The sequence below is a fragment of the Rhizobium sp. CC1099 genome (assembly GCF_029714385.1).
Taxonomy (GTDB): domain Bacteria; phylum Pseudomonadota; class Alphaproteobacteria; order Rhizobiales; family Rhizobiaceae; genus Rhizobium.
Map to the genome: position 1 here is coordinate 4,013,060 of NZ_CP121641.1, position 23,700 is coordinate 4,036,759.

General features: G+C 60.4%; 25 protein-coding genes, 1 other RNA gene and 3 pseudogenes. 17 read left to right on the forward strand and 12 right to left on the reverse strand.

Features of this window, described 5'->3' with window-relative positions; translation table 11 throughout:
* Window positions 1-411 precede the first annotated feature (411 nt).
* The 3 genes from recF to QA644_RS19880 are packed head-to-tail and all read left to right on the forward strand — an operon-like array spanning window position 412 to window position 2,827.
* Window positions 412-1,536: a DNA replication/repair protein RecF gene (gene recF / locus QA644_RS19870; RefSeq protein ID WP_283070204.1), complete on the forward strand. Its 1,125-nt coding sequence runs from the start codon at window positions 412-414 to the stop codon at window positions 1,534-1,536.
* Window positions 1,533-2,357, forward strand: coding sequence for a molybdopterin-synthase adenylyltransferase MoeB (locus QA644_RS19875; protein ID WP_239596210.1), 825 nt, complete (start codon window positions 1,533-1,535; stop codon window positions 2,355-2,357). The genes recF and QA644_RS19875 overlap by 4 nt, the downstream gene beginning before the upstream one ends.
* Window positions 2,354-2,827 (forward strand): GNAT family N-acetyltransferase, encoded by a 474-nt coding sequence (locus tag QA644_RS19880; protein ID WP_283070207.1) that lies wholly within the window; start codon window positions 2,354-2,356, stop codon window positions 2,825-2,827. The genes QA644_RS19875 and QA644_RS19880 overlap by 4 nt, the downstream gene beginning before the upstream one ends.
* Here the strand turns inward: QA644_RS19880 and QA644_RS19885 are convergent.
* The gene (locus tag QA644_RS19885) at window positions 2,824-3,825 is read right to left on the reverse strand and encodes a D-glycerate dehydrogenase (RefSeq protein WP_074066199.1); all 1,002 of its coding nucleotides are present in this window, start codon (window positions 3,823-3,825) and stop codon (window positions 2,824-2,826) included. The two genes, QA644_RS19880 and QA644_RS19885, sit on opposite strands and share 4 nt — an antisense overlap.
* Window positions 3,826-4,011: 186 nt before the next feature.
* On the opposite strand from QA644_RS19885, the gene QA644_RS19890 reads away from it, so the two are divergent.
* A complete protein-coding gene (locus QA644_RS19890) occupies window positions 4,012-4,551 on the forward strand; it encodes an SH3 domain-containing protein (RefSeq protein WP_283070210.1) in 540 nt (179 codons plus the stop codon).
* Here QA644_RS19890 and QA644_RS19895 read toward each other — a convergent pair.
* Complete coding sequence (locus QA644_RS19895; protein WP_283070212.1) at window positions 4,544-5,536, reverse strand: adenosine kinase; 993 nt, start codon at window positions 5,534-5,536, stop codon at window positions 4,544-4,546. The two genes, QA644_RS19890 and QA644_RS19895, sit on opposite strands and share 8 nt — an antisense overlap.
* 201 nt (window positions 5,537-5,737) lie before the next feature.
* Here QA644_RS19895 and QA644_RS19900 point away from each other — a divergent pair, with 201 nt between their 5' ends.
* Window positions 5,738-5,977 (forward strand): hypothetical protein, encoded by a 240-nt coding sequence (locus QA644_RS19900; RefSeq protein WP_239596200.1) that lies wholly within the window; start codon window positions 5,738-5,740, stop codon window positions 5,975-5,977.
* Window positions 5,958-6,905, forward strand: a complete 948-nt coding sequence (locus QA644_RS19905; protein ID WP_074066203.1) for an AEC family transporter — start codon at window positions 5,958-5,960, stop codon at window positions 6,903-6,905. Before QA644_RS19900 ends, QA644_RS19905 begins: the two co-directional genes overlap by 20 nt.
* A gap of 60 nt (window positions 6,906-6,965) precedes the next feature.
* Here QA644_RS19905 and QA644_RS19910 read toward each other — a convergent pair whose 3' ends face one another.
* Window positions 6,966-7,544: a cytochrome c family protein gene (locus QA644_RS19910; protein ID WP_283070216.1), complete on the reverse strand. Its 579-nt coding sequence runs from the start codon at window positions 7,542-7,544 to the stop codon at window positions 6,966-6,968.
* A gap of 155 nt (window positions 7,545-7,699) precedes the next feature.
* Here QA644_RS19910 and QA644_RS19915 point away from each other — a divergent pair, with 155 nt between their 5' ends.
* Window positions 7,700-8,455, forward strand: a complete 756-nt coding sequence (locus QA644_RS19915; protein WP_074066205.1) for a 3-deoxy-manno-octulosonate cytidylyltransferase — start codon at window positions 7,700-7,702, stop codon at window positions 8,453-8,455.
* Between the two features lie 11 nt (window positions 8,456-8,466).
* Window positions 8,467-9,327: a prephenate dehydratase gene (locus QA644_RS19920; RefSeq protein ID WP_239596194.1), complete on the forward strand. Its 861-nt coding sequence runs from the start codon at window positions 8,467-8,469 to the stop codon at window positions 9,325-9,327.
* 32 nt (window positions 9,328-9,359) lie between these two features.
* Here the strand turns inward: QA644_RS19920 and QA644_RS19925 are convergent, their stop codons facing one another.
* The 5 genes from QA644_RS19925 to QA644_RS19945 form a co-directional block, all read right to left on the reverse strand.
* Complete coding sequence (locus tag QA644_RS19925; RefSeq protein WP_022713217.1) at window positions 9,360-9,728, reverse strand: VOC family protein; 369 nt, start codon at window positions 9,726-9,728, stop codon at window positions 9,360-9,362.
* A 123-nt stretch (window positions 9,729-9,851) separates the two neighbouring features.
* On the reverse strand, window positions 9,852-9,983 hold the full coding sequence (locus tag QA644_RS19930) for a hypothetical protein (RefSeq protein ID WP_257788093.1): 132 nt from the start codon (window positions 9,981-9,983) through the stop codon (window positions 9,852-9,854).
* 169 nt (window positions 9,984-10,152) lie between these two features.
* Entirely contained in the window at window positions 10,153-10,836 is a 684-nt protein-coding gene (locus tag QA644_RS19935) for a YafY family protein (RefSeq protein ID WP_039843495.1), read from the reverse strand.
* A gap of 9 nt (window positions 10,837-10,845) precedes the next feature.
* Window positions 10,846-11,808: an NAD(+) diphosphatase gene (nudC, locus tag QA644_RS19940; RefSeq protein WP_194728603.1), complete on the reverse strand. Its 963-nt coding sequence runs from the start codon at window positions 11,806-11,808 to the stop codon at window positions 10,846-10,848.
* Window positions 11,805-12,215 (reverse strand): HIT family protein, encoded by a 411-nt coding sequence (locus QA644_RS19945; RefSeq protein ID WP_283070223.1) that lies wholly within the window; start codon window positions 12,213-12,215, stop codon window positions 11,805-11,807. Before QA644_RS19945 ends, nudC begins: the two co-directional genes overlap by 4 nt.
* An 89-nt stretch (window positions 12,216-12,304) precedes the next feature.
* On the opposite strand from QA644_RS19945, the gene ffs reads away from it, so the two are divergent.
* The 4 genes from ffs (at window position 12,305) to QA644_RS19965 (ending at window position 15,316) form a co-directional block, all read left to right on the forward strand.
* Window positions 12,305-12,401, forward strand: an RNA gene (gene ffs / locus QA644_RS19950) — signal recognition particle sRNA small type.
* A 46-nt stretch (window positions 12,402-12,447) separates the two neighbouring features.
* Window positions 12,448-14,325 (forward strand): DNA polymerase III subunit gamma/tau, encoded by a 1,878-nt coding sequence (locus QA644_RS19955; protein WP_283070224.1) that lies wholly within the window; start codon window positions 12,448-12,450, stop codon window positions 14,323-14,325.
* Between the two features lie 21 nt (window positions 14,326-14,346).
* Window positions 14,347-14,670, forward strand: coding sequence for a YbaB/EbfC family nucleoid-associated protein (locus tag QA644_RS19960; protein WP_022713223.1), 324 nt, complete (start codon window positions 14,347-14,349; stop codon window positions 14,668-14,670).
* A 34-nt stretch (window positions 14,671-14,704) separates the two neighbouring features.
* The gene (locus tag QA644_RS19965; protein ID WP_283070225.1) at window positions 14,705-15,316 is read left to right on the forward strand and encodes a LysE family translocator; all 612 of its coding nucleotides are present in this window, start codon (window positions 14,705-14,707) and stop codon (window positions 15,314-15,316) included.
* A 108-nt stretch (window positions 15,317-15,424) separates the two neighbouring features.
* Here QA644_RS19965 and QA644_RS19970 read toward each other — a convergent pair.
* A pseudogene (locus QA644_RS19970) lies at window positions 15,425-15,656 on the reverse strand (Lrp/AsnC family transcriptional regulator); the annotation flags it as partial.
* Window positions 15,635-16,263 (reverse strand): annotated as a pseudogene (locus tag QA644_RS19975) (MOSC domain-containing protein). The pseudogenes QA644_RS19975 and QA644_RS19970, both read right to left, overlap by 22 nt.
* 58 nt (window positions 16,264-16,321) lie before the next feature.
* Between QA644_RS19975 and recR the strand changes: the two are divergent.
* Both recR and QA644_RS19985 read left to right on the forward strand, forming a co-directional pair.
* Window positions 16,322-16,927 (forward strand): recombination mediator RecR, encoded by a 606-nt coding sequence (gene recR / locus QA644_RS19980; RefSeq protein WP_039843500.1) that lies wholly within the window; start codon window positions 16,322-16,324, stop codon window positions 16,925-16,927.
* Window positions 16,928-16,936: 9 nt separating this feature from the next.
* Window positions 16,937-18,313: a lytic murein transglycosylase gene (locus QA644_RS19985; RefSeq protein WP_283070226.1), complete on the forward strand. Its 1,377-nt coding sequence runs from the start codon at window positions 16,937-16,939 to the stop codon at window positions 18,311-18,313.
* Window positions 18,314-18,318: 5 nt separating this feature from the next.
* Here QA644_RS19985 and QA644_RS19990 read toward each other — a convergent pair.
* Both QA644_RS19990 and QA644_RS19995 read right to left on the reverse strand, forming a co-directional pair.
* A pseudogene (locus QA644_RS19990) lies at window positions 18,319-18,773 on the reverse strand (GNAT family N-acetyltransferase).
* A gap of 12 nt (window positions 18,774-18,785) precedes the next feature.
* A complete protein-coding gene (locus QA644_RS19995) occupies window positions 18,786-20,417 on the reverse strand; it encodes an MFS transporter (protein ID WP_283070227.1) in 1,632 nt (543 codons plus the stop codon).
* Window positions 20,418-20,651: 234 nt separating this feature from the next.
* On the opposite strand from QA644_RS19995, the gene rimP reads away from it, so the two are divergent.
* From rimP to QA644_RS20010, 3 genes are read left to right on the forward strand one after another with little or no spacing between them, the layout of a single operon-like run.
* Window positions 20,652-21,257 carry a ribosome maturation factor RimP gene (gene rimP, locus QA644_RS20000; protein WP_194728608.1) on the forward strand — a complete coding sequence of 202 codons (606 nt, stop codon included), beginning with the start codon at window positions 20,652-20,654 and terminating at the stop codon, window positions 21,255-21,257.
* 59 nt (window positions 21,258-21,316) lie between these two features.
* A complete protein-coding gene (gene nusA, locus QA644_RS20005) occupies window positions 21,317-22,921 on the forward strand; it encodes a transcription termination factor NusA (protein WP_022713231.1) in 1,605 nt (534 codons plus the stop codon).
* A complete protein-coding gene (locus tag QA644_RS20010) occupies window positions 22,921-23,607 on the forward strand; it encodes an RNA-binding protein (RefSeq protein WP_074066213.1) in 687 nt (228 codons plus the stop codon). Before nusA ends, QA644_RS20010 begins: the two co-directional genes overlap by 1 nt.
* Window positions 23,608-23,700 lie beyond the last annotated feature (93 nt).

Sequence of the window (23,700 nt, forward strand, 5' to 3'; positions counted from 1 at the left end):
CCAGTCACGCGCGTCGTTGGCCTTACCACCGAATAGCCGAATTGATCGGGGCGGCGTCTTTTTGCCTTTCAAAAGTCCGGGAAGCACCAGGGAAGTACGGAGACGGAAATCACTGGAATGATCCTGCCGGAATTTTATTGGAACGGAAGGGTTTAGAGCAATATGTGGTAAAGCAGGGGAAATCGTGACCCGTTGCATGGCATGCAAGAGGTCAGTGGTTCGATCCCGCTTAGCTCCACCAAGATCTCCAGATTTCACGTTTATTCGGTGCTGGTCGGCGTGTTGTCGTTTCCCAAGCAAACCATTCTAGCAGCCGCCCCGCAGTTTAAAGCGGCTTGTCTCATACCCGACCCTTGCCATGAACTGCCGTTCGGCATAGCTCTGCCCCAATGCCCCGAATCCGGATATTCGATGCCCCACAAGGTTTCCCTTTCCCGTCTGAAGCTGACCGACTTCCGCAACTACGCGGCAGCTTCGCTCGTGCTCGACGGGCGGCATGTCGTGCTGACGGGGGATAACGGTGCCGGCAAGACCAATCTGATGGAGGCGGTTTCCTTCCTCTCGCCTGGCCGCGGTCTTCGCCGTGCCACCTATGCAGATGTTACGCGGGTCGGGGCCTCCGCGGGGTTTTCGATCTTCGCCGAGCTTGACGGCATGGAAGGTGAGGTCGAAATCGGGACTGGCATTGATACTAGCGATGAAAATACCAGCCGCAAGCTGCGCATCAACGGCACGCCGGCAAAGACGGCCGACGAGTTGACGGATCATCTGCGCGTGCTCTGGCTGACGCCTGCCATGGATGGCCTTTTTGCCGGCGGATCTTCAGACCGGCGCCGCTTTCTCGACCGCCTCGTGCTGTCGCTCGATCCAGCACACGGCCGCCGCGCCACCGATTTCGAGCGCGCCATGCGCAGCCGCAACAAGCTACTGGACGACGGCCGTTTCGATCCCGCCTGGCTCTCGGGCATCGAAGAGCAAATGGCAAGCCTCGGCATCGCCATGGCGCTTGCGCGCGAGGAAATGCTCGGCCTGCTTGCCCGCCTGATAGAGGAAACGCGCGAAACCTCGCCTTTCCCCTCCGCCACACTCGAGCTTTCCGGTTTCATGGATGGCCAGTTCGCGCGCCCTTCCGTAGACCTGGAAGATGAATATGCCGCGATGCTCGCTGAAAACCGCTATCGCGACGCGGGCGCCGGCCGCACGCTTGACGGCCCGCACCGAGCCGATCTGCTGGTCCGGCACCGCGAAAAGCAGATGGAGGCGGAGCGTTGCTCGACGGGCGAACAGAAGGCGCTGCTTGTGGGCCTGATCCTCGCCCATGCCAAGCTCGTCGCCAATCTCACCGGCCATGCGCCGATTCTGCTTCTCGACGAAATCGCCGCCCATCTCGACGAGGCCCGCCGCGGCTCGCTCTTCGATCTCATCGATGCGCTTGGCGGCCAGGCCTTCATGACCGGCACCGATCGCTCGATGTTTTCTCTCCTCGGCGACCGCGCTCAATTCTTCACTGTTGCCGAGGGCCGGGTCTTCGAATGACGGATGCCGCTTTCCCCGCGCCTTCAGGCCATGATAGCATTGCGTCCATGGAACCTTTGAGCCCGGAAGAAATCGCAAGATATCAGCGTCATATTCTGCTGCCTGAGATCGGCGGGGCGGGTCAGCAGAGACTGAAGGCCGCGCGTGTGCTGGTAATCGGCGCGGGCGGGCTTGGCGCACCGGTTCTGCAATATCTGGCAGCTGCCGGGATCGGCACACTCGGCATTGCCGATGACGATCGCGTTTCGCTCTCCAATCTGCAGCGGCAGGTCATCCATGACTCCGGCACAATTGGCGAACTGAAGACGGAAAGCGCCGCCTTTGCAATCGCCCGGCTGAATCCGCATGTGAACATCATCCGCTTCGAAGAGCGCTTTTCGTCGGAGTCCGCCCGCCGGCATCTTTCTGGCTTCGATTTGCTGATCGATGCGTCGGACAATTTCGAGACGCGTTACGCCGCAGCCGATGCCGCTGAGAAAGCGGAAATTCCGCTCGTGAGCGGCGCTGTCGGCCGTTTCGACGGTTCCTTGACTGTGTTGAAACCTTACGAACGAGCCGAAGATGGCGCGCTCAACCCCGCCTATCGCGATCTCTTTCCGGAAATCCCGCCGGAGGGCCTCATTCCCGCCTGCGCCGAAACCGGCATCATCGGAGCATTGACCGGTGTCATCGGCACGCTGATGGCGATGGAGGCGATCAAGCTCATGACCGGCGCCGGCGAACCGCTTATCGGCCGGTTGCTGCTCTACGATGCGCTTTCTGCCCGTTTCGACAGCGTCCGTTACAAGCGCCGCCGCGCGCAAGGGCCGAGCGTTTCATGAAGATCGTCCGGATCGATGAGAATTTTCACCGCTGGAACGAGTTGCTGCAACTAATCCTCTCGTCCTTCGCCTATATGAATGGCCGCATCAATCCGCCGTCTTCGGCCTTGAGCCTGACACCGCAATCGCTTGCCGAGAAGACCCTAAACGAGATCGGCTACGTCGTGCTTGAAAACGAGGATTTGCTTGGCTGCATGTTCTTGAGGCCTGAGCCGGGATGTCTTTATCTTGGCAAACTCACGGTCGCGCCGGAGGCGCAGGGCAGGGGTATCGGCAGGCTGTTGCTGCAGGTAGCCGAGGCGGCTGCGAGAGAGCGCCTGCTATCTGCGCTGCGGCTCGATACGCGCATCGAATTGACCGGCAACCATTCAGTCTTTGCCGCCTGGGGCTTTGCGAAGACGGCCGAAAAATCTCATCCGGGTTTCGATCGGGTCACCTATATCGAAATGCGCAAGGTTCTCGCCGTTTAGCGGCCGGGCAGTACGCGATTCGGCGGTCGGTGGCCGTCGATGAAGGTGCGGATGTTGATAATCACCTTGTCGCCCATATCGATGCGGCCTTCGATCGTTGCCGAACTCATGTGCGGCAGCAGCACCACCTTGCCCTCGTTCGCAAGTTTGACAAGCTTCGGGTTGACGGCAGGTTCGTTTTCGAAAACGTCGAGGCCGGCGCCGGCGATCTTTCCCTCCCTCAGGCATTTGATCAAGGCGCTCTCATCCACGACGTCACCGCGCGCCGTGTTGACGATATAGGCTGTCGGCTGCAGCAGCGCGAGGCGGCGAGCGGAAATCAAGTGAAAGGTTGCGGGCGTCGAAGGGCAATTGATGGAAACGATGTCGACCCGTGCCAGCATCTGGTCGAGGCTTTCCCAATAAGTCGCCTCTAGTTCGTCCTCGGTCGCCGGGCTCACCCGCTTGCGGTTGTGATAGTGGATCGACAGGCCGAATGCCTTGGCGCGGCGCGCGACGGCCGTGCCTATCCGGCCCATGCCGACGATGCCGATGCGCTTGCCGTGAATGCGCCGGCCGAGCATCCAGGTCGGCGACCATCCAGCCCATTCGCCGGGCTTGTCGGTAAGCACCCGTGCACCTTCGCCGAGGCGCCGGGGCACGGCGAGGATCAGCGCCATGGTCATGTCGGCCGTGTCCTCGGTCAGAACATTCGGCGTGTTGGTGACGGTAATGCCCCTGCGGGCTGCCGCCTCGACGTCGATGTGGTCGGTGCCGTTCGAAAAGCTCGCTATCAGCTTCATTTGCGGCCCGGACTGCTCGATAAGAGCGGCATCGATGCGGTCCGTCACCGTCGGCACCAGGACGTCGGCTGTCTTTACGGCCTCGATGAGTTCAGCGGCGGAGCGTGGCGAATCATCGATATTGAGCTCAGCGTCGAAAAGTTCCCGCATGCGGGTTTCCACCGCATCCGGCAGTTTCCGGGTGATGTAAACCTTCGGTTTTTTCTTTGATGTCATCGCGGCCGGCCATGCCTTGTTCAGAGGTCTTTAACCAAGACGGGGGATAATTTTCCCGTCTCGGACATTTTCTACCAGACCCACACGCGAAGACAAACAAAACTCGCGGGTAGCGTTAGGTGAATGTCAAAGCCCGGCGGCAAGCAGGCTGGATCTGCTGGCGTACTTGAGCGAACGGAAATCTCCATGCGTGGAAAATATTTGAAGGTCTGCCTCGTCTTTGCGGTTGGTCTGATGCTTGCGGGTGAAGCCGTCGAACCCGCGTATGCGCAGGTGGCAAAGGGCCCGAGCGGCCTGCCACTTCCGCGGTTCGTCTCGCTGAAGTCCAAGCGCGTCAATCTGCGCATCGGCCCGGGAACGGATTATGCCGCGTCGTGGATGTATCTGAAAGCCGGCCTGCCGGTCGAAATCATCCAGGAATACGACAACTGGCGCCGTATCCGCGATGCGGATGGCACGGAAGGTTGGGTCAACCAATCGCTGCTGTCGGGCCAGCGCGCGGCGATTGCCGCACCGTGGATGAAGGGCAAGGGCAAGTTCGTCTATGTCAACATGCGCCGTGAGCCGCAGTCGTCAGCGACCGTGGTTGCCAAGCTGGAGCCGGGTGTGATGATCCATATCGCCGAATGCAACGGCGATTGGTGTCATGCCGAAGCCGACAGCGCCGAAGGTTGGGTGGCGCAGTCGGAAATCTGGGGCGCTTATCCGGGCGAAGCTTTCAAATAAGCTGCGCGTCGCGGGCGGCTTCGGAAAGCGATTTCATCGGCCGCGGCCCGATCTGCTGAATGACGATCCCAGCTGCAAGGCAGCCAAGCTTGCCGCAATCTTCCAGCGTCCGTCCCTGCGTGTAACCATAGAGGAAACCTGAAGCGAAGAGGTCGCCGGCACCGGTCGTATCGACCACTTCCTTGATGCGGATCGCATCGACATACCAGCGCTCGTTGCCCTTCAGCATAACGGCGCCGTTTTCGCTCATCGTCACGGCCGCGATCTTGCAATCCTTGGCGATCTTGTTGAGCGCCACCTCGAAATCGTCCGTCTCATAGAGCGCGAGTACTTCCTGCCGGTTGGCAAACACGATGTCGACAGTGCCGGAGCGCATGAGGTCGAGGAACTCCGCGCGGTAGCGATCGACGCAGAAGCTGTCCGAAAGCGTCATGGAGACTTCGCGGCCGTTCTCATGGGCGATGCGGGCGCATTCGCGAATCGCTTCCTTGGCGCGCGGCGGATCCCAGAGATAGCCTTCGAAGTACGTCACCTTGGCTTGTGCTACGACCTCGGGCTCGACATCCTCCGGGCCGAGTTCGACGCAGGCGCCGAGATAGGTATTCATCGATCGTTCGCCGTCATCCGTGACGAAGATCATCGAGCGCGCGGTCGGTGGGAACGTGCCCTTTGGTTTCGTCTGGTAATGTACGCCCTGTGCCCGGATGTCGTGCGCGAAAATCTCGCCGAGCTGATCCTCCGCTACCTTGCCGAAATAGGCGGCCCTGCCGCCGAGGCTTGCAACGCCCGCTGCCGTATTGCCGGCGCTGCCGCCTGAAGCTTCGAGCGCCGGCCCCATGCGCGAATAGAGAAGTTCGGCGCGGGCGGCGTCGATAAGGTTCATCGCCGCCTTGGTGATTTTGTTGTCAATGAGGAACTGGTCGTCGCAGCGCGCGATGATATCGACGATGGCGTTGCCGACAGTCAGAACATCGAATTTTGTCATGAAAGGGAAGGTTCCGGATTAGATGATAGCCGGGATCCGGTCTTACCGGAATTTCCGGGCTTTGGAAGAAAAAACGCCGCCAGTTGCCCATTTCTTCGCAAATGCCGTCGATCCGTCATGTCGTTGTCACCTTGAGCTTTTAGACACGATCATAAGCAGACCGGCATGAGCAGCCTTTGGGTTGCGGCCGGATGAGAAGGGATGATGCCCTTCGACTGTGTACCGGAGCAGGCGCTGACCACGGATGAACTGGCAGCACCGGAACCGGGTGTCCGGCCAGTCCGGATGCGGAAAAGCGGGCAGTGCCCGCTTTTTTTGTTTCTGCCGTCCGGTTCTTTGCGCGCCTCTTTTGCCAATCCATTTGTCAACGAAGAAGTTTTGCTGCTAGAGCAGGGTGTCCCCGCGCAAGGCATCCCTCCGCATGATAGCCATCATTTTTGACGTCCTTCCCATCTTCATCATGATCCTGATCGGCTGGCTGATCGTCAAAACTGGACTGATGAAGGCAGATGTCGGCGACGCCTTGAGCGATTTCGTTTTCAAGATTGCCGTCCCACTGCTCCTTTTCCGCACGATTGCCGAAGCGGATTTTCATGGCGCTTCGCCGTTTCGTCTCTGGATCGCTTATTTCTCCGGCGTTGCGGTGACGTGGACGGCGGGCCACATCGCAGCGACCCGTTTTTTTGGCCGTGATGATCGCATCGGCGTGCTTGCCGGCGTTTCGTCGGCATTTGCCAATACGATCTTCGTCGGTCTGCCGCTTGTTCAACGTACGGTCGGCAATGAGGGCCTTGTGCCGCTTTCCATCCTCATCGCCGTGCATCTGCCGGTCATGATGGTCATCGGCACGATCATGATGGAACGGGCGGAGCGGAAGATTGCGGGCAAAGGCGAACGCAGCATGCTGAAACTCTTTCGCCAGATCGGTCTCAATCTTGTCCGCAATCCGCTCGTTATCGGTCTTGTCGCAGGTGCCGCGGTTCACCTTGCAGGTCTCCCAATGCCGCTGCCGGTGGCGTCCATTGTCGACCAACTGGCGGGCGTTGCTGGGCCTGTGGCCCTGGTATCTCTGGGCATGGCGCTCGAGAAGTATGGCGTTTCCGGCAATGTCGGCATTGCCAGCGTCACATCTGCCTTCAAACTGGTGTTGCTTCCATGCTGCGTCTGGGCCGCAAGCCATCTGGTTGGATTGACCGGCAGTTGGACCGCGGCGCTGGTGCTGATCGCCGCTGTTCCCACCGGCGTCAACGCCTGGCTGATCGCCAACCGTTTCGGCGTCGGCCACAGCCTCGCGGCCTCCACCATCACGGTCACGACAGCACTCGGCGCCATTTCGGTTTCGCTCTGGGCCTACCTGCTCGGCGCCTGATCGCAACAAAAAAGCCCGGCGTCGGCCGGGCTCTCGATTTCGTCGGAAAGCTTTGCAGGACTACTGCGTAACGGTGTCGGGCGCGTTCGGATCCGGCAACGGAACCGGTGCGTCTGCCAGCGTGTGCAAGTAAAGGATCACGTTCGCGCGGTCCTGTTCCTTCGGCAGACCGGCAAAGCCCATGGCCGTGCCCGGAACCTGCTTTTTCGGTGCCAGCAGGAAGTGGTTCAGGTGATCGAAGGTCCACTTTTCGCTGCCGCCCTTGGAGAAATCCTTCATGGGGGAGGAATAGGCGAAGCCCTCATGCGAAGCGACCGGACGATCGACGAGACCATAGAGGTTCGGGCCGACTTTGTTTGGCCCTCCCTTGGTCGCGTCATGACAGGACTGACACTTCTTGAATACCGTTTCGCCAGCCTTGGCATCGGCGCTGGCAAGAAGCTTGGCGATCGGAACCACAGCTGCTGCAGGTGCAGCTTCGCCACCGCCGGCAGCGGGTGCCTCTGCCGCAACGATGGCGAAACCTTCCTTCTCCGGCGCTTCGGAGTGGAAGATCCCTTCGGACGCGATCGAGACTGACATCAGGACGAAAATCGTTCCGAGCAGCGCCCCAACGCCCATATTGACATAAGAATTCATCTGCAATGCTCCCCGTGCAGTCGGCAGACCCTGAATAGGCACCATCTTGAAATCGCGCGGAACCTATGTCTTTTGGCAGTTCGTTGCAACTGTCTAAATGGTCTTGTACGTGAGACTTTTTGACACTTTCCCGCCTGGAATAGAAGGTCCGAACGATGACTGCTTCAAATTTAGATGACGTGCTGGTTCTGATCCCCGCCCGCATGGCGTCCACCCGCCTTCCCGGCAAGCCGCTAGCCGATATTTGCGGATTGCCGATGATCGTCCAGGTCGCTTTGCGAGCGAAGGAAGCGGAGATCGGCCGTGTCGTCATCGCGGTCGACGACGAGGAGGTTTTCGAGGCGGTTTCGAAGGCCGGCTTCGAAGTCGTTATGACCCGCAAGGATCATCAATCCGGCTCCGATCGCATTTTCGAAGCCTTGCACAAGGTCGACCCGGACGCGAGCGCCAGGATCGTCGTCAACGTCCAAGGCGATCTACCGACCATCGATCCCGAAACGATCCGCGCTGCATTGCGCCCGTTGGAAGAGGAGACCGTCGATATCGCGACGCTCACCGTCGAGATCACTGATGAGGAAGAGAGGACCAATCCGAACGTTGTCAAGGTCGTGGGGTCTCCGCTCTCCGAAACGCGTCTTCATGCGCTCTATTTCACCCGCGCGACAGCACCTTATGGCCAAGGGCCGCTCTATCACCATATCGGCCTCTATGCATATCGCCGGGCTGCGCTCGAGAAATTCGTCTCGCTCGGACCGTCGGCCCTTGAGAAGCGCGAATCCCTGGAGCAGCTTCGCGCGCTCGAAGCCGGCATGCGCATCGACGTGGAGATCGTTAAAACCGTTCCGCTTGGGGTCGATACGCCGGCCGATCTCGATAAAGCCCGCCGCATTCTTTCGGCAAGGAAGGCATGAAGGACATCGTCATGAACATCAAGACCAATCGAATCTCGTTTCAAGGCGAATTCGGCGCGAACTCCGACATGGCCTGCCGTGACATGTTCCCGACAATGGAGCCGTTGCCTTGCCAGACATTTGAAGACGCCTTCATGGCGGTCGACAACGGTGATGCCGATATTGCGATGATCCCGATTGAAAACACGATCGCGGGCCGAGTCGCCGATATCCACCACCTCCTGCCGGAGTCGCGGCTGCACATCATCGCCGAATACTTCATGCCGATCCGTTTTCAGCTGATGGTGCTGCCCGGAGTCGCGAAGGACGAAATACGCACCGTGCACAGCCACATCCACGCGCTGGGTCAATGCCGCAAGATCGTGCGGGCAAATGGCTGGAAGCCGGTGATTGCGGGAGATACGGCAGGTGCCGCAAAGCTCGTCAAGGAAACCGGCGACCGAACCATGGCGGCGCTTGCGCCGCGTCTTGCCGCCGAACTCTATAGCCTCGACATCGTTGCCGAAAATGTCGAGGACACCGAGAGCAATGTTACGCGCTTCGTCGTGCTCTCGCGCGACGAGGAATGGGCAAACCGCAGCTCCGAGGAAGAAAAGATCGTCACGACCTTCGTCTTCAACGTCCGCAACATTCCGGCCGCGCTCTATAAGGCTCTGGGTGGTTTCGCGACGAACAACATCAACATGACGAAGCTCGAAAGCTATCAGCTGGGTGGCAAATTCGTGGCGACGCAGTTTTACGCCGATATCGAGGGCCATCCGAACGATGCCCATGTGCGCCGGGCCTTGGAAGAGTTGCGGTTCTTTTCAGAGAATGTCCGCATTCTCGGGGTCTACAGGGGCCACCCGATGCGCGGCCAACTGCACAAGTGAGGAAGGGCGCCGGCGGCGCCCTTCCTGCTCTTTCACTTGTCGGGTTCGCAGACGCGCAACCGGTGGCCGTCCGGATCGAGCGCGACAAAGGTCGGACCGAAATCGAGATCGGTCAGCTCCTGAGCAATCGGCAGACCGCGCTTTCGCCAATCCTCGTATTGTTTGGCAACGGCATTTTCGCCAGCCACCATGAAGGCGACCTCGCCGCGATTGCCGATCGCGGAAGGTTGCGGCTCGACCGTGCTGCGCCGCCATAGCCCGAGCGTGAAGCCGCCGTCGAGCGGGAACGCGACGAAATTCGGCGCGGCTACCCCGGGTTCGCGGCCGAGCAGATCCTTGTAAAAGATCGCACTTTCGGCAGGATCCTTGACGTAAAGAATGATGAGGTTCGGGCTGGTCATATCGGTGTCCCTCGTATTTGGAAAAGGTTTCGCAGATTCAGCGCTTGCCGGCGTCTAACGACGGCAAGCGCTAAAGCCGCCGCTGATGCGGCGGCGCTACGTCGGTTAGACGGTTTAGTGAATTCAGTTGCTCTCGTGGTGTGGGTGGTTCCAGTCCATGAACCCGATATCGCGCTTCATGTAATCGGACATCGCATCGAGATCGAGCTGAGGATAGCGGCTCCGCACCATCTTGCGCGATGCGTTCAGCATCATTCGCAGCATCAGAGATTGGGGGTATCTCGCTTGCGTAGTCGTGTCCTCGACCGCGCGATTTCTGCATGTCGATCGGGTGAGGTTCAAGCTCGTCATCATCGGTCCTCCAGTTTGGGATTGTCCCGATAATAGCGCTGACCACTGTCAGTTTATGGCAGTAGCGTCGAGGCTAAGACGAAATTTCCTGCTGATCCCGCCACTCCTTGAGAAGCACTGCGCGGCGGCGCGGATAGCGTACGTCTTGGGGTCTCATTTCGACGATCCGGTCGGTGCGGAAATGACGGTAATCCTGCCGCAGTTCGCACCACGCCACCACGACGCGGACCTGCTCGAAGTAGCTGAGCGCAAAGGGCCAGATATTGCGGACGGAGACGGTTCCGCTCTCGTCGGAATAGGTCAGCTTGAGAATCCGTTCGCTGCGGATCGCCTTGCGAATGGCGTCAAGATCCGCCTTGTCGGCAACGGGCGGACGCAGGTGAACGAGAAGCGTCGAGGTCTCGATTTCATCGCGCATTTCGTGTGGCAGGACATCGGCAATCTTCGCCAGTGCATCGGCGCCGGCAGCAGCAAGACGCGGATCGGCGGCGCGGGCGACCCAGCGCGAACCGAGGACCAATGCCTCGATCTCGTCCTGCGAAAACATCATCGGCGGCAGCATGAAGCCGGGCTTCAAGACGTAGCCGATGCCGGGTTCGCCTTCGATCAGGGCCCCCTGCCCCTGGAGGCTGGCGATATCGCGATAGAGCGTGCGGATGCTGACGCCTGTTTCCGTAGCAAGGACGGCACCGCTCACCGGCCGTCGGTAGCGCCGCAACGTCTGAAGCAGGGTCAGAAGGCGTTCCGAGCGCGCCATCACATCAGCCTATTGCTTTTTCCACTCCACCCAATCGCGCATCAGGCGGTGCGCGATAGCGCCTTTGGGCGGCGAAGCCTGGCCGTTGGCGCCGGGGCGTTCGAGCATTTCAAGTGTTTCCTCGCGGGTGAACCAGCGGCAATCTTCCAGTTCCGATTCGTCGCGGTGGACCTCTGTTGATTTCGCCTCGGCATAGCAGCCGATCATCAGCGTATGCGGCATCGGCCAGGGCTGCGACGCGTGGTAGCGAATCCGGCCGGTCTTGATACCGGATTCCTCCAGCGTCTCGCGGCGCACGGCATTTTCGATCGTTTCGCCGGGCTCGACGAAGCCGGCGAGGCAGGAATACATGCCCGGCGTAAAATGGTGGCTGCGGCCGAGCAGGCAAAGGTCGCGCTGTTCATCGATCGTCAGCATGATGACCACCGGGTCGGTGCGCGGGAAGATCATGTGTTCGCAGGCCGTGCACACCCGCTTGTAGCCGCCGATGCGCATCTCCATCGTGCTACCGCAGCGGCCGCAGAAGCGGTTGTCGCCGTTCCAGCGGATGAGGCTTGCGGCCTGGGCGAATTCGCCAAGCAGAACGTCATCGACGAGCTGGTCGCGGTAGAGCGTCCGGCCGTCGGCGGGCTTGTAGTGGCTTTCAAGTTCCTCGGCCGGAATGCCGACGGGAACGGCAAGCCGCGGTTCGCCCGTCTTGCGGTAGCCGAGCAGGATCGTCTCGTCCCAATGTGGCTGCAGTTCCTGCAGTTCGTAGCGGGCAAACAGCGGATCGAGCACTTGTCCATCATGCTTCAGGACAAGCTTGTCCTTGGCGAAGGCGAAGATATGCGTGCCGTCCTTCGCCAGTGCATTTTCGACGGACTGCTCGTCGCGATGTTCGGAATCGCGATTGAGGTCGTTTGCGGCAAAGGCGGTGAGATTGCTGGGCTCCGGATGTGGGACATCCGAATCGAAAAGCGAACGGTTCATGATGAAAGGGCTTCCCGCAACTTCGCTATGAATTCATCTCTCTTGCCCGCTTCGTAGGGCACGGCCTTACCGAAGCTCCACACGGGGCCTGGCCAGTTGGCATCGCCTTCGAAGCGGGCAATGACATGAACATGAAGCTGACGGACGATATTGCCAAGGGCCCCGATGTTGATTTTTGTAGCACCGGTGATCTTCTTCAGCGCAGCCGCGGTCATTTCCGTTTCGAAGGTGAGAAGCACCTGATCGAGCGGCGTGAGTTCGAAGATCTCCGTCATGTTGGCCCTGCGTGGCACCAGGATCAGCCACGGCCAGCGGGCGTCCTTCGATAATCGGAGATCACACAGACCCGTCTGCATGACGCTGTCGCTATCGCTCTCCAGCCGACGGTCGAGAATGAAATCGTCCAACAGGCATTCCTCCATATTTTTCCTATGATTAGCAGTTTTTTTTGAGCTTGGCTTGCTTTTGATGGCGATATTGCCGATATGTGCATCCGGGAGGTTGGTGGTGGACGAGCCACTCGCCAACCGGGTCAGGTCCGGAAGGAAGCAGCCCTAACGAGCCCGGCACGGGTCATCGTGCCAGCCTCCCACCCTTCTCTCTTCCAAATGCCCGGCGTTCCGGGCGATAAGCAGGGCGATGAGCGACACCGAGCGACAGTCACAAGATGCCGCCTCGACGGGCACCGGGTACCGGGTGCTGGCACGCAAATACCGCCCCAAGGATTTCACGGACCTCATGGTCGGCCAGGAGCCGATGGTCCGCACGCTGACCAACGCCTTCGAGACCGGCCGCATTGCGCAGGCCTACATGCTGACCGGCGTCCGTGGCGTCGGCAAGACGACGACAGCCCGTATTCTGGCGCGCGCGCTGAATTACAAGACGCCCGAGATCGACAAGCCGACGATCGACCTGCGCGTGCCGGGCGAGCATTGCCAGGCGATCATGGAGGGCCGCCATGTCGACGTGATCGAGATGGACGCCGCCTCCCATACCGGTATCGACGATATCCGTGAAATCATCGAGCAGGTACGCTATCGGCCGGTGTCTGCGCGCTACAAGGTTTATATCATCGACGAAGTACACATGCTTTCGACACAGGCCTTCAACGGCTTGCTGAAGACGCTCGAAGAGCCGCCGGAGCACGTGAAGTTCATTTTTGCGACCACCGAAATCCGCAAGGTTCCGATTACCGTTCTCTCGCGCTGCCAGCGCTTCGATCTCCGCCGCATCAGCGCGGCGGATCTGGTCGGCTTGTTTACAACCATCGCAGCGAAGGAAGGCATCGATGCGGAGCCGGATGCGCTGGCGATGATCGCGCGCGCCGCTGAAGGCTCGGCACGTGACGGCCTTTCGCTGCTTGACCAGGCAATCGCCCATGGTAGCGGTGTAGTCCAGGCGGAAGCGGTGCGCGGCATGCTGGGCCTTGCCGATCGTGCTCGCATCGTCGATCTCTTCGAGCATGTTGCCAGAGGCGACGTCGCCGCAGCGCTTGCCGAATTTCAGGCGCAGTACGAGGCGGGCGCAAATCCCGTCGTCATGTTGACCGACCTTGCCGATTTCACCCATCTCGTTACCCGGCTGAAATATGTGCCGGACGCGGCTAATGACCCGTCGCTCAGCGAAGTCGAGCGAACCAGGGCTTCCGAGTTCGCTCAAGGGATTGCGGTAACGACGCTGTCGCGGATCTGGCAGATGTTGTTGAAGGGCATTCCGGAAACCGAAAGCTCTTCGCGCACGGCCGGTGCGGCGGAAATGGTGCTGATACGGTTGGCGCATGCGGCGCATCTGCCGTCGCCCGAAGATGCCGCGCGTCGCCTTGCCGAGCTCTCCGAAAACGGCAGCGGTTCGCGTCCTTCGCCTACGCCGTCGGGTACCGGTAGCAGCAATGGTGTCCGTGTACCATATCAGTCGGCGGTAGCCGTACGCGCGACGGAGAGCACGCCGAGGCCGCAGCCTTCCGGGGGACCGGCCATGTTGCGTGCCGTACCCGATCCCGATCCGCAGCTGATGCAGACGGCAGGCCGCATCGAGACGAAGCCAGCGGAAGCGCCCAAGCCGCTCGTTCATGTCAATTCGATCGCCGATATCGTCAATCTCGCTGCGGAAAAGCGCGACCCGAAGCTGAAAGCACTCGTGCGCAATTTCGTGCGGCCCGTGAAGATCGAGACCGGCCGTCTCGACGTTAACCTTACCGACGGGGCGCCCGCGACACTGCTCAACGAGCTTGCCGTCAAGTTGAAGGAATGGACCGGCATACACTGGATCGTCAGCCTCAGCCGCGAGGCCGGCGACCCGACGATGGTCGAGGCAGAAGCCAAGGCCAAGGAGCAGCAGGTGAGCGACGCCCGGCAGGATCCGGATGTGGCGGCAATCCTGGCGCAGTTTCCGGGCGCAAAGATCATCGACGTCCGGGTAAGGGCACCCGAACCGGAGGAGGAAGGCGAGGCGAAGCCGCCTGCAGTCGCTGAATCCGAAGAGGGTGACATTCTGCCCGGCGACGACATAGAATTCTGAAGTTGAAGAAGGAACCAGACGATGCGCGACCTCATGGGCATGATGGGCAAAGTCAAGGAAATGCAGGCCAAGATGGAGCAGATGCAGGCGGAAATAGCCGAGCTCCAGGCTGAAGGAAAGGCGGGCGGCGGTCTCGTGACCGTTGTCATGAGCGGCAAGGGCGAACTGAAGAGCCTGAAGATCGACCCGTCGCTCTTCAAGGAAGACGATGTCGAGATCCTCGAGGATCTGATCATTGCCGCCCACAAGGATGCCAAGGACAAGGCGGAAGCCGCTGCAGCCGAAAAGACGAAGGCGCTGACCGCCGGCCTGCCAATCCCGCCCGGCTTCAAGATGCCGTTCTGAGCTTTGCAGCGATCTACGCGGGAAGAGAGCGCCGATGACGCTGACCAGTCTCCTTGTTTTTGCCGGCGCTCTCTTCATGGCCGCCGGTTCGCCGGGGCCGAGCGTTGCGGCGCTTGTCGCCCGCGTATTGTCGAAGGGCGCCCGTGATGTTCTGCCATTCCTCGCCGCCATGTGGATCGGCGAAGCGATCTGGCTGACCTGTGCGGTGGCTGGCCTTGCCGCCGTTGCCGAAACCTTCCATTTGGCCTTTGTCGCCATCAAGTGGCTCGGTGTCTGCTATCTGCTCTATCTCGCCTGGAAGATGTGGTTCGCCTCGTATGATGCGAGCGAGGAAAAGCTGCCTGAAGCGCAATCCGCCGCAAAGCTCTTCTTTGCGGGCATGACGGTGACGCTCGGCAATCCGAAGATCATGATGTTCTACGTCGCCCTGCTGCCTTCGATCATCGATATCCAGTCGGTGACGATTGTTGGCTGGACAGAACTCGTCGCGACCATGTTCGTTGTGCTGATTCTGATCGACGTCAGCTGGGCACTGCTTGCCACAAAAGCCCGCGGCTTCCTGAAAAGCCGCCGTGCGATCAGGATCGCAAACCGTGCCAGCGCCGGAACCATGGCCGGTGCCGCCGCCGCAATCGCGATGCGCTGAGTCACGTCTGGGCGAAAATCCAGAACATCGCTTTCGGCAACAAGCAGCGGACTGTCGAATCCGGTCAGGAGCGGCTTTAGGTCAGTCGCAACAGATCGCGACCAACGGCTATGGCGGTTCGCCGCGCAGCACGAGCGAAGTCGTGACCGCGCCCTGGCGCCCAATGCTGTCGACAATGGGTTCAAGTTCCAACGGGCGAGAGATTGGAGCAATCTTCTCTCGTCAGCCGAAGCATCTCAATCACCTGCGGCATCTCGGAAAATTGCTTCAAGTAGGGGCGTACGTGCTCGTGCGTGGTGGGCAGCCTGATGACCGCCATCATTGCAAGTCCGAGAGCTGTGCTTCCAGAATGTGGCGCAGCTTGTAGTGGATGGCGCGGCGAGATACCGCGCACGGTCCTCGGCGGAGAGCAACTTGCCGAATGTTGCGAGCATCTCGGGCATCGTCACCTTCTGACCTCCGTAAGGCACGTATTCGACGGGCATTCCGGCCTCCGCCACCCCACCAGTGATAACCCGGCAATAAATGCCGGGGCGGCTGGCCTTGGTGTAGCGCTTCACGAATTTCGGATCGGCCATCTTGGCGGCGAAGGTCGCGCACGGAATGCGCGCCGACGTCGCCTCGAGAACGAGCTCGCCCGTTATCAAGCGATCGCCAACTGAAACTGCGCGGTTGTCGAGGCCATCGATCACAAGATTTTCGCCGAACGTGCCGGGCTCGATCGGGCGCCCGAGCTCTCCCGCCCACCAGTCGAGTGTCAGCGATCCTTCGAGATAGACGGCCTGATCGACACCGCCGTGATGCTCGCGGTTGCAAATGGCGTCGCCGACGAGACCTTCGGAGTCGATGATCACGGCGCCGTTGACGGCATGCTTGTAGATACCCGTCTTGTATTTCTTGCCGGGCAGCCGCTCGGGATTGGCGGTGCAGACGGCACGTATTTTCATCATATGGTCGACTCTTTCCGCGATTCCGTTTTGGCAACATATGGGCTAAGAACGGCACATGACAAAGCGAGTCACCGGCCCCGAAATCGAAAAACTCATCCAGCTTCTGGCGAAGGTGCCGGGCCTCGGGCCTCGCTCGGCCCGGCGCGCGGCGCTGCACCTGATCAAGAAGAAGGACCAACTGCTCGGACCGTTGTCGACCGCGATGGGTGAGGCCTATGACAAGGTGAAGGTCTGCTCGCGCTGCGGCAATGTCGATACCGTCGATCCCTGCACCGTTTGCACCGACGAGCGCCGCGACCACTCCGTCATCATCGTCGTTGAGGATGTTTCCGACCTCTGGGCATTGGAACGCGCCGCAGCGATGAACGCAGCATATCATGTACTCGGCGGCACGCTTTCGCCGCTCGATGGCATCGGGCCGGATGACCTGAACATTCGCGGGCTGATCGATCGCATCGGGGAAGGCGGTATTCGCGAACTCATCATCGCCGTTAACGCGACCGTCGAGGGCCAAACCACAGCGCACTATATAACGGACCAGCTGACGGGATTGGACGTGAAGATCACGCGGTTGGCGCATGGCGTGCCGGTCGGCGGTGAACTCGACTACCTCGACGAAGGGACACTGGCTGCCGCCTTGAGGGCAAGGACTGCGATCTGAGGAGGAAAAATGCGAGACGACACCCCCCTCTACCACTTTGTGACATCCCCCCTACGAGGGGGGAGATCAGATGGAGCTCGGCGAGGGCGCTTCCTGCCGATCTCCCCCATTGTCGGAGAGAGATCCAGCAGGGCGGAGTGGGGCAGCATTTGCCGTTGGGCCATTGCTTTGGCATGTTTTTTCGCTCTCCTCCCTCTTCCTGCGCTTGCCCAGAACAGGCCGGCGGTGGAAAGGCAATTCCAGCAATGGATCATCAGCGATCTTGGCCCTGATGCGAAGAAGGCCGGCATTTCAGAAAAGACGCTGCAGGCCGCATTCAAGGGCATCGCGCTCAACTGGAGTCTTCCCGATCTTGCGCCTCCCGGATTCCCACCGGCGAAAGAGCGCAAGCAGACGCAGGCGGAGTTTTCTTCGCCCGGTCCGTATTTTAACGCGGACCGGCTGAAGAAGCTGGCGGCAACCGGACGCGGTTTTGCCTCGCAATATGCCTCGACGCTGAAGCGCATCGAAAAGACCTATGGCGTGCCGGGCTCGATCGTACTGGCGATCTGGGGCCGGGAGACGGGCTTCGGCGCGGCGAAGATCCCGAATTCGGCGATCGAGGTGCTGGCGACCAAGGCCTTCATGTCGACTCGCAAGGAAATGTTCCGGGTCGAGCTGATCGCGGCGCTTCACATTCTCGATGGCGGTGACGTGACGCCGGCCGGCTTCAGGAGCTCTTGGGCGGGAGCGCTCGGCCAGCCGCAATTCATGCCGACCAGCTATCTGAAATATGCGGTCGACTTCGATGGTGACGGGCACCGCAATATCTGGACGTCCGTACCGGATACACTGGCATCCATAGCCAACTATCTTGTTAAGAAAGGCTGGCAGCGAAATCGTGACTGGGGCTTCGAGGTGACGATCCCGGCGGCGGTTTCCTGCGCACAGGAGGGACCGGATATCGCACAGCCGCTTTCGCACTGGGCTTCGCTCGGCATCAATCGCAAGTCCGGCAAGGGCTTTCCATCCGGCGAAATGAAGGCTGCGGGTATGATGCTTGTGCCGGCGGGCCGGGATGGGCCGGAATTCATCGTCACGCCGAACTTCTACATCATCAAGGAATACAACAACTCCGATCTCTATGCGCTCTATATCGGCAACCTCGCCGACCGGATCGCTTATGGCTCCGGCGCCTTTCAGGGTGCTTGGGGCGATGTCGGCAAAATGCTGCGATCCGATGTGGCGGCAATGCAAAAAGCACTGGAGCGCCAAGGCTACGACGTCGGCGGATCGGACGGCTTGCCGGGCTACAAGACCCGGCGTTCGATCGGACAGTGGCAGGAAAAGAACGGTATGCAACCGACCTGTTTTCCCGATGCTTCGATGAAGGGCAAGCTGAAGTAACCGTCCTATAGCTTACGCTTCAGACCTTCATGGCTCGCAGTAAAGCCGAGCTTTTCATAGAAGCGTTGGAATCCGCCCGGGATTTGTCCGAGGTGAGCTGCACGAGCTTGCAGCCGCGCGCACGGCATGTCTCTACCGCCCATTCGATGAATTCGGTCCCCAGCCCGCTGCCGCGCGCTTCCCTTGCAATCCTTACGCTCTCGATCTGCCCGCGCCACGTGCCGGTGCGCGACAGTCCGGGAATGAACGAGAGCTGCAAACAGCCGACGACGTGATGCTTTTGATCCACGGCAACCGCCAGCAGTTGGTTTTTATCTACGTCGATTGCGGCAAAGGCTGTCTGGTAGCGCCCATCGACGGGATTGGCGACGACCTCTCTGCCTTGGCCGATATCGTCGTCGGCAAGCAGCCGGATGATGTCGATAAGGTCGGTTTCGCGGGCTTTTCGGAATGCGTGGATCATCGCATTGCCTCAGTGGTGAAGATCGATCGGCGCCTTGTGGAACACATCGTCGGATGGCGGGATGGTCTGCCGCTCAATCATGCGGTGAACATGCGGCGCTGCCGTGCCGCGGTGGAGGGCGCGCAGGCGATCGGCGTTTTCCGCATCGGCCTGCGTGCGGCGCTGGTTGTGGCGGATGTACTCGACCCAGGTCGGCGTGTGATAGGTTTCGGTCCAGGTGCCGGGATTTTCGAGGTCGCGCATCAGTGCCCAGTTGCGTGCGCCGTCGCGGATGCGGATGCGCCGCCGTTCACCCATCAGCTTCAGGAATTCGGGCAGGTCGCTATCGCCGATCTGATAATCGACCTGAATGACGATCGGCCCGCTGCGGGGCGTGATGTCGAGCCCAAGCGCGGGCTCTATGAAGCGGTTGAGCGGGTCGAGATTAAGCGAGGCAAAGGCCGGCATCGAGAAGCGAAAGCCGATAACGATGCCGATCAGCATCACTGCGGCTGAGCCATAAAGCGCATTCGAAACGCCGAAGCGATCGGCGGCCACACCCCAAAGCCAGCTGCCGCCGGCAATGCCGCCGAAGGTGACCGTCTGATAAAGCGACAGCGCCCGACCGACGACCCAGCGCGGCGTCGAAAGCTGTACGATCGTGTTGAACAGCGAAAGCGCGAGTACCCAGCACGCGCCGGAAACGAGCAGCCCCGCCGAGGTGAGCACGGCAAACGGGCTCGACGCGGCAATCACCATGCTGATGGCAAAACCGGCAAAGGCGTAGCGGATGATGGTCTCGCTGCTGAACATCTCGCGCAGCCGCGCATTGAGCGCCCCGCCGCCGATTGCGCCGATGCCGAAGGAGCCGAGCATGAAGCCGTAGGTCAGTGGCCCGCCGGCGACGAGATCGATTGCGACGATCGGCAGAAGCGCGAGCACCGAGCTCGCGCCCACGCCGAAGATCAGCCCGCGGATAAGTACCTTTTCAAGGTTGGGCGACATCGAGACATATCGAAGACCGGCGGAGATCGCACTCCCGAGGCTTTCGCGCGGAAGGCTGGAGGCGGGCAGCGATGGCTTCCAGCGCGTGAGTGCGTAGATGAGCGCAAAATAACTGAGCGTATTCACCATAAAGGCAGCGGCGGCACCCGCCGTCGCGACAATGACGCCGCCGATGGCGGGGCCGACGCTGCGGGTCATGTTGAAGCCCATACTGTTCAGCGTCACCGCGTTCGGCAGGTCTGCCCGCGGCACCATATCGCCGACGGAGGCCTGCCAGGAGGGGTTGTTGAGTGCCGTGCCGCAGCCGATCAGGAAGGTGAAGAACAGGAGCAGCCAGGGCGTGATCCAGCCGAGCAGGGCACAGGCGGTGAGGATCGTCGAGACGGCAAGCATGAGGAATTGCGCCGTCAGCATCACCTGCCGCCGGTCGAAATTGTCGGCGAGCGCGCCCGAGATGAGCGAGAAAAGCATTATGGGAAGCGCTGTCGAGGTCTGGACCAGCGCCACCATGTCCTCGGAAGCGGTGAGGGTCGTCATCATCCACGCGGCCCCTACCGCCTGGATCAACCCGCCGAAATTCGAGGCGAGGCTTGCGAACCAGATTGTGCGGTAGGTTTCATGCTTCAGCGGCGCCAGCGTTGATGAATTGGATGGCACGATTCCTCCCGCTTGCTAAATTTCCCTCGGCTCCAATATATGATGAAGCTCGACCGTGGCTAGGCGCGATTGCGCCTCCGCGGCGCATTTGAGCCGAGAGCTTGCAATTTCGTAAAAACAGGCCTATATGCCACTCAAATTCTTGATCGTGCGATGAAGAGTGGGCCGCAAGGACCCGCTCTTTTTTATTAGCGCGATCGTCTAAATGCATGAAAATTGCGAGGAGCGCATCGCTTGTCGGATCCGACGAACGCAGACAATGAACTTGAGCCGCGGTTGATTACCGAAACCGGGCTTGACCAGCGCCTTGCCGACATCATCGAACCCGTGCTCGTCGGCATGGGCTTCCGGCTGACCCGCGTGCGCATGCTCAACCAGAACGGCGCTACGCTGCAGATCATGGCAGAGCGCCACAATGGCACGATGAGCGTCGAAGACTGCGAAGAGGTCTCGATGGCCATTTCTCCGGTTCTTGATGTGGAAGATCCGATCGATCGGGAGTATCATCTGGAGGTGTCTTCGCCCGGTATCGACCGTCCTTTGGTGCGGAAATCCGATTTCACCCGTTGGCAGGGGCACCTTGTGAAGTGCGAAACGTCGATCATGATCGGCAACCGCAAGCGCTTTCGCGGAAAGATCATCGAAGCGGACGCGGATGGTTTCACGCTCGAACGTGACCAGGTTGCCGATGGCGAAGAGCAGAAGGTCACCATTCCCTTCACGGCGCTCAGCGATGCGAAGCTCATTCTGACCGACGATCTGATTCGCGATGCGCTGCGCGCCGATAAGGCCGCGAAAGCGCAGGCAGCGAACCAGAACGAGGCGGACGACGAAGAATAACCGATCAACTACGGCTCCAGGGACGGGAACCCGCAAGGCCAAGACGGAGAGATAAGACAATGGCAGTTAGTGCGAACCGGCTCGAACTTCTGCAGATCGCAGATGCAGTGGCGCGCGAAAAGGTCATCGACCGTGAAATCGTGCTTGCCGCGATGGCGGATGCGATCCAGAAGGCGGCGCGCTCCCGTTACGGCACGGAATCGAACATCCGCGCCGATATCAATCCGAAGACCGGCGAAATTCGCCTGCAGCGCCTGCTCGAAGTCGTCGAGAAGGCAGAAGACTACTCCACGCAGATCCCGTTGGAGCTGGCCCGCGACCGCAACCCCGACGCAGCGCTTGGCGACTTCATCGCTGATCCGCTGCCGCCGATGGATTTCGGCCGTATTGCCGCCCAGTCGGCCAAGCAGGTCATCGTCCAGAAGGTTCGCGAAGCCGAGCGTGACCGGCAGTTCGACGAATTCAAGGATCGCGTCGGCGAAATTGTCAACGGTACCGTCAAGCGCGTCGAATATGGCAACGTCATCGTCGATCTCGGCCGTGGCGAAGGTATCATCCGCCGTGACGAAATGATCCCGCGCGAAAACGTCCGCTACGGCGACCGCGTTCGCGCATATGTCTATGACGTCCGCCGCGAACAACGCGGTCCGCAGATTTTCCTGTCGCGTACGCATCCGCAGTTCATGGTCAAGCTCTTCACCATGGAAGTGCCGGAAATCTACGACGGCATCATCCAGGTCCGCTCGGTCGCCCGCGACCCGGGTTCGCGTGCCAAGATCGCTGTCATCTCGAACGATAGCTCGATCGATCCGGTCGGTGCCTGCGTCGGTATGCGCGGTTCGCGCGTCCAGGCCGTCGTTGGCGAGCTTCAGGGCGAAAAGATCGACATCATTCCCTGGTCGCAGGATCCGGCGACCTTCGTCGTCAACGCGTTGCAGCCGGCTGAAGTCGCCAAGGTCGTTCTCGACGAAGATGCAGAACGCATTGAAGTCGTGGTTCCCGACGAGCAGCTTTCGCTGGCGATCGGCCGTCGCGGTCAGAACGTGCGCCTCGCGTCGCAGCTGACCGGCTGGGATATCGACATCATGACGGAAGCCGAAGAATCCGAGCGCCGTCAGAAGGAATTCAACGAACGCACCAACCTCTTCATGGATGCGCTCGACGTTGACGAAATGGTTGGCCAGGTTCTGGCTTCCGAAGGCTTTGCCGCCGTTGAAGAACTCGCCTACGTCGACCTCGACGAAATTTCGTCGATCGACGGCTTCGATGAAGAGACGGCGCAGGAAATCCAGCAGCGCGCTCGCGAATATCTCGAGAAGCTCGAAGCGGAGATGGACGAGAAGCGCAAGGCGCTCGGCGTTTCCGACGAACTGCGTCAGATCGACGGTATGACCGCCCAGATGATGGTTGCGCTTGGCGAAGACGGCATCAAGACGCTGGAAGATTTCGCGGGCTGCGCGGCGGACGATCTCGTCGGCTGGACAGAGCGCAAGAACGGCGAAACCAAGAAGTTCGAAGGCCTCTTCTCGAAGTTCGACGTTTCACGTGTCGAGGCCGAGCAGATGGTCGTCCAGGCACGCCTTGCTGCCGGCTGGATCACCGAGGAGGATCTTGCGAAGGACGCTGAAGTTGTCGAAGCCGACGCTGCCGAGCAGGAAGCATAATGATCGCGGAGGTGCACGCTTCTCCTGAGGATGATGATCTTGCAGGTTATGACGTGAACAGCCGCATGTGCATCGTGACGCGTGAAAGCGGATCGCCGGATGAGTTGATCCGCTTCGTTGCAGCGCCCGACGGGACGGTGATCGCCGATCTGAAGCGTCAGCTTCCGGGACGCGGCTGCTGGGTCAAGCTTGATCGCGCGTTGGTCGACAAGGCGGTGGCGAAGAAGTCTTTCGCCCGCGCATTGAAGGCGGATGTGAAGGCAGCAGCCGATCTCGGTGAAACCGTCGACCGGCTGCTCGCACAGCAGCTGATGCAGATGATGAACATGGCGCGCAAGGCGGGCCAGTTCGTCAGCGGCTCCTCGAAAGTGGATGCCGCAGTCAGAAGCGGAGCAGCACTCGCCGTGTTCCATTCGACGGATGCCGCGGACGATGGCGTGAGAAAAATCGACCAGGCTCGCAAGGCCTGGCACCTCGGAATGGAAACCGAGGAGAAAATACCTTCTTTCCGGCTCTTCTCGGAGAGCGAAATGGAAGGCGTGATGGGCCAGAATGCTTTTATCCATGCCGCAGTGCTTGCAGGGCAGGCAGGTGAGGGTGTAGTGAAGCGCGCAAAGATGCTCGAAAAGTACCGCAGCGGCGGTCAATCCCGGGCACCAGGCGGCGCTGGCCAGCAAAAACAATGATGCGGCGACCGGCACCGGCCGGCCCATCATTGATCGAAAAGTATTTGAACGATAGGGTTTGATGACGTCATCGCTCCCTGTCCGAAGGAACGG

Excerpts from the sequence above, each read along its gene's own strand:
- recF (WP_283070204.1), top strand. The coding sequence starts at position 412 with ATGCCCCACAAGGTTTCCCTTTCCCGTCTGAAGCTGACCGACTTCCGC.
- QA644_RS19875 (WP_239596210.1), top strand. The coding sequence starts at position 1,533 with ATGACGGATGCCGCTTTCCCCGCGCCTTCAGGCCATGATAGCATTGCG.
- QA644_RS19880 (WP_283070207.1), top strand. The coding sequence starts at position 2,354 with ATGAAGATCGTCCGGATCGATGAGAATTTTCACCGCTGGAACGAGTTG.
- QA644_RS19885 (WP_074066199.1), bottom strand. The coding sequence starts at position 3,825 with ATGACATCAAAGAAAAAACCGAAGGTTTACATCACCCGGAAACTGCCG.
- QA644_RS19890 (WP_283070210.1), top strand. The coding sequence starts at position 4,012 with ATGCGTGGAAAATATTTGAAGGTCTGCCTCGTCTTTGCGGTTGGTCTG.
- QA644_RS19895 (WP_283070212.1), bottom strand. The coding sequence starts at position 5,536 with ATGACAAAATTCGATGTTCTGACTGTCGGCAACGCCATCGTCGATATC.
- QA644_RS19900 (WP_239596200.1), top strand. The coding sequence starts at position 5,738 with ATGATGCCCTTCGACTGTGTACCGGAGCAGGCGCTGACCACGGATGAA.
- QA644_RS19905 (WP_074066203.1), top strand. The coding sequence starts at position 5,958 with ATGATAGCCATCATTTTTGACGTCCTTCCCATCTTCATCATGATCCTG.
- QA644_RS19910 (WP_283070216.1), bottom strand. The coding sequence starts at position 7,544 with ATGAATTCTTATGTCAATATGGGCGTTGGGGCGCTGCTCGGAACGATT.
- QA644_RS19915 (WP_074066205.1), top strand. The coding sequence starts at position 7,700 with ATGACTGCTTCAAATTTAGATGACGTGCTGGTTCTGATCCCCGCCCGC.
- QA644_RS19920 (WP_239596194.1), top strand. The coding sequence starts at position 8,467 with ATGAACATCAAGACCAATCGAATCTCGTTTCAAGGCGAATTCGGCGCG.
- QA644_RS19925 (WP_022713217.1), bottom strand. The coding sequence starts at position 9,728 with ATGACCAGCCCGAACCTCATCATTCTTTACGTCAAGGATCCTGCCGAA.
- QA644_RS19930 (WP_257788093.1), bottom strand. The coding sequence starts at position 9,983 with ATGATGCTGAACGCATCGCGCAAGATGGTGCGGAGCCGCTATCCTCAG.
- QA644_RS19935 (WP_039843495.1), bottom strand. The coding sequence starts at position 10,836 with ATGGCGCGCTCGGAACGCCTTCTGACCCTGCTTCAGACGTTGCGGCGC.
- nudC (WP_194728603.1), bottom strand. The coding sequence starts at position 11,808 with ATGAACCGTTCGCTTTTCGATTCGGATGTCCCACATCCGGAGCCCAGC.
- QA644_RS19955 (WP_283070224.1), top strand. The coding sequence starts at position 12,448 with ATGAGCGACACCGAGCGACAGTCACAAGATGCCGCCTCGACGGGCACC.
- QA644_RS19960 (WP_022713223.1), top strand. The coding sequence starts at position 14,347 with ATGCGCGACCTCATGGGCATGATGGGCAAAGTCAAGGAAATGCAGGCC.
- QA644_RS19965 (WP_283070225.1), top strand. The coding sequence starts at position 14,705 with ATGACGCTGACCAGTCTCCTTGTTTTTGCCGGCGCTCTCTTCATGGCC.
- recR (WP_039843500.1), top strand. The coding sequence starts at position 16,322 with ATGACAAAGCGAGTCACCGGCCCCGAAATCGAAAAACTCATCCAGCTT.
- QA644_RS19985 (WP_283070226.1), top strand. The coding sequence starts at position 16,937 with ATGCGAGACGACACCCCCCTCTACCACTTTGTGACATCCCCCCTACGA.
- nusA (WP_022713231.1), top strand. The coding sequence starts at position 21,317 with ATGGCAGTTAGTGCGAACCGGCTCGAACTTCTGCAGATCGCAGATGCA.
- QA644_RS20010 (WP_074066213.1), top strand. The coding sequence starts at position 22,921 with ATGATCGCGGAGGTGCACGCTTCTCCTGAGGATGATGATCTTGCAGGT.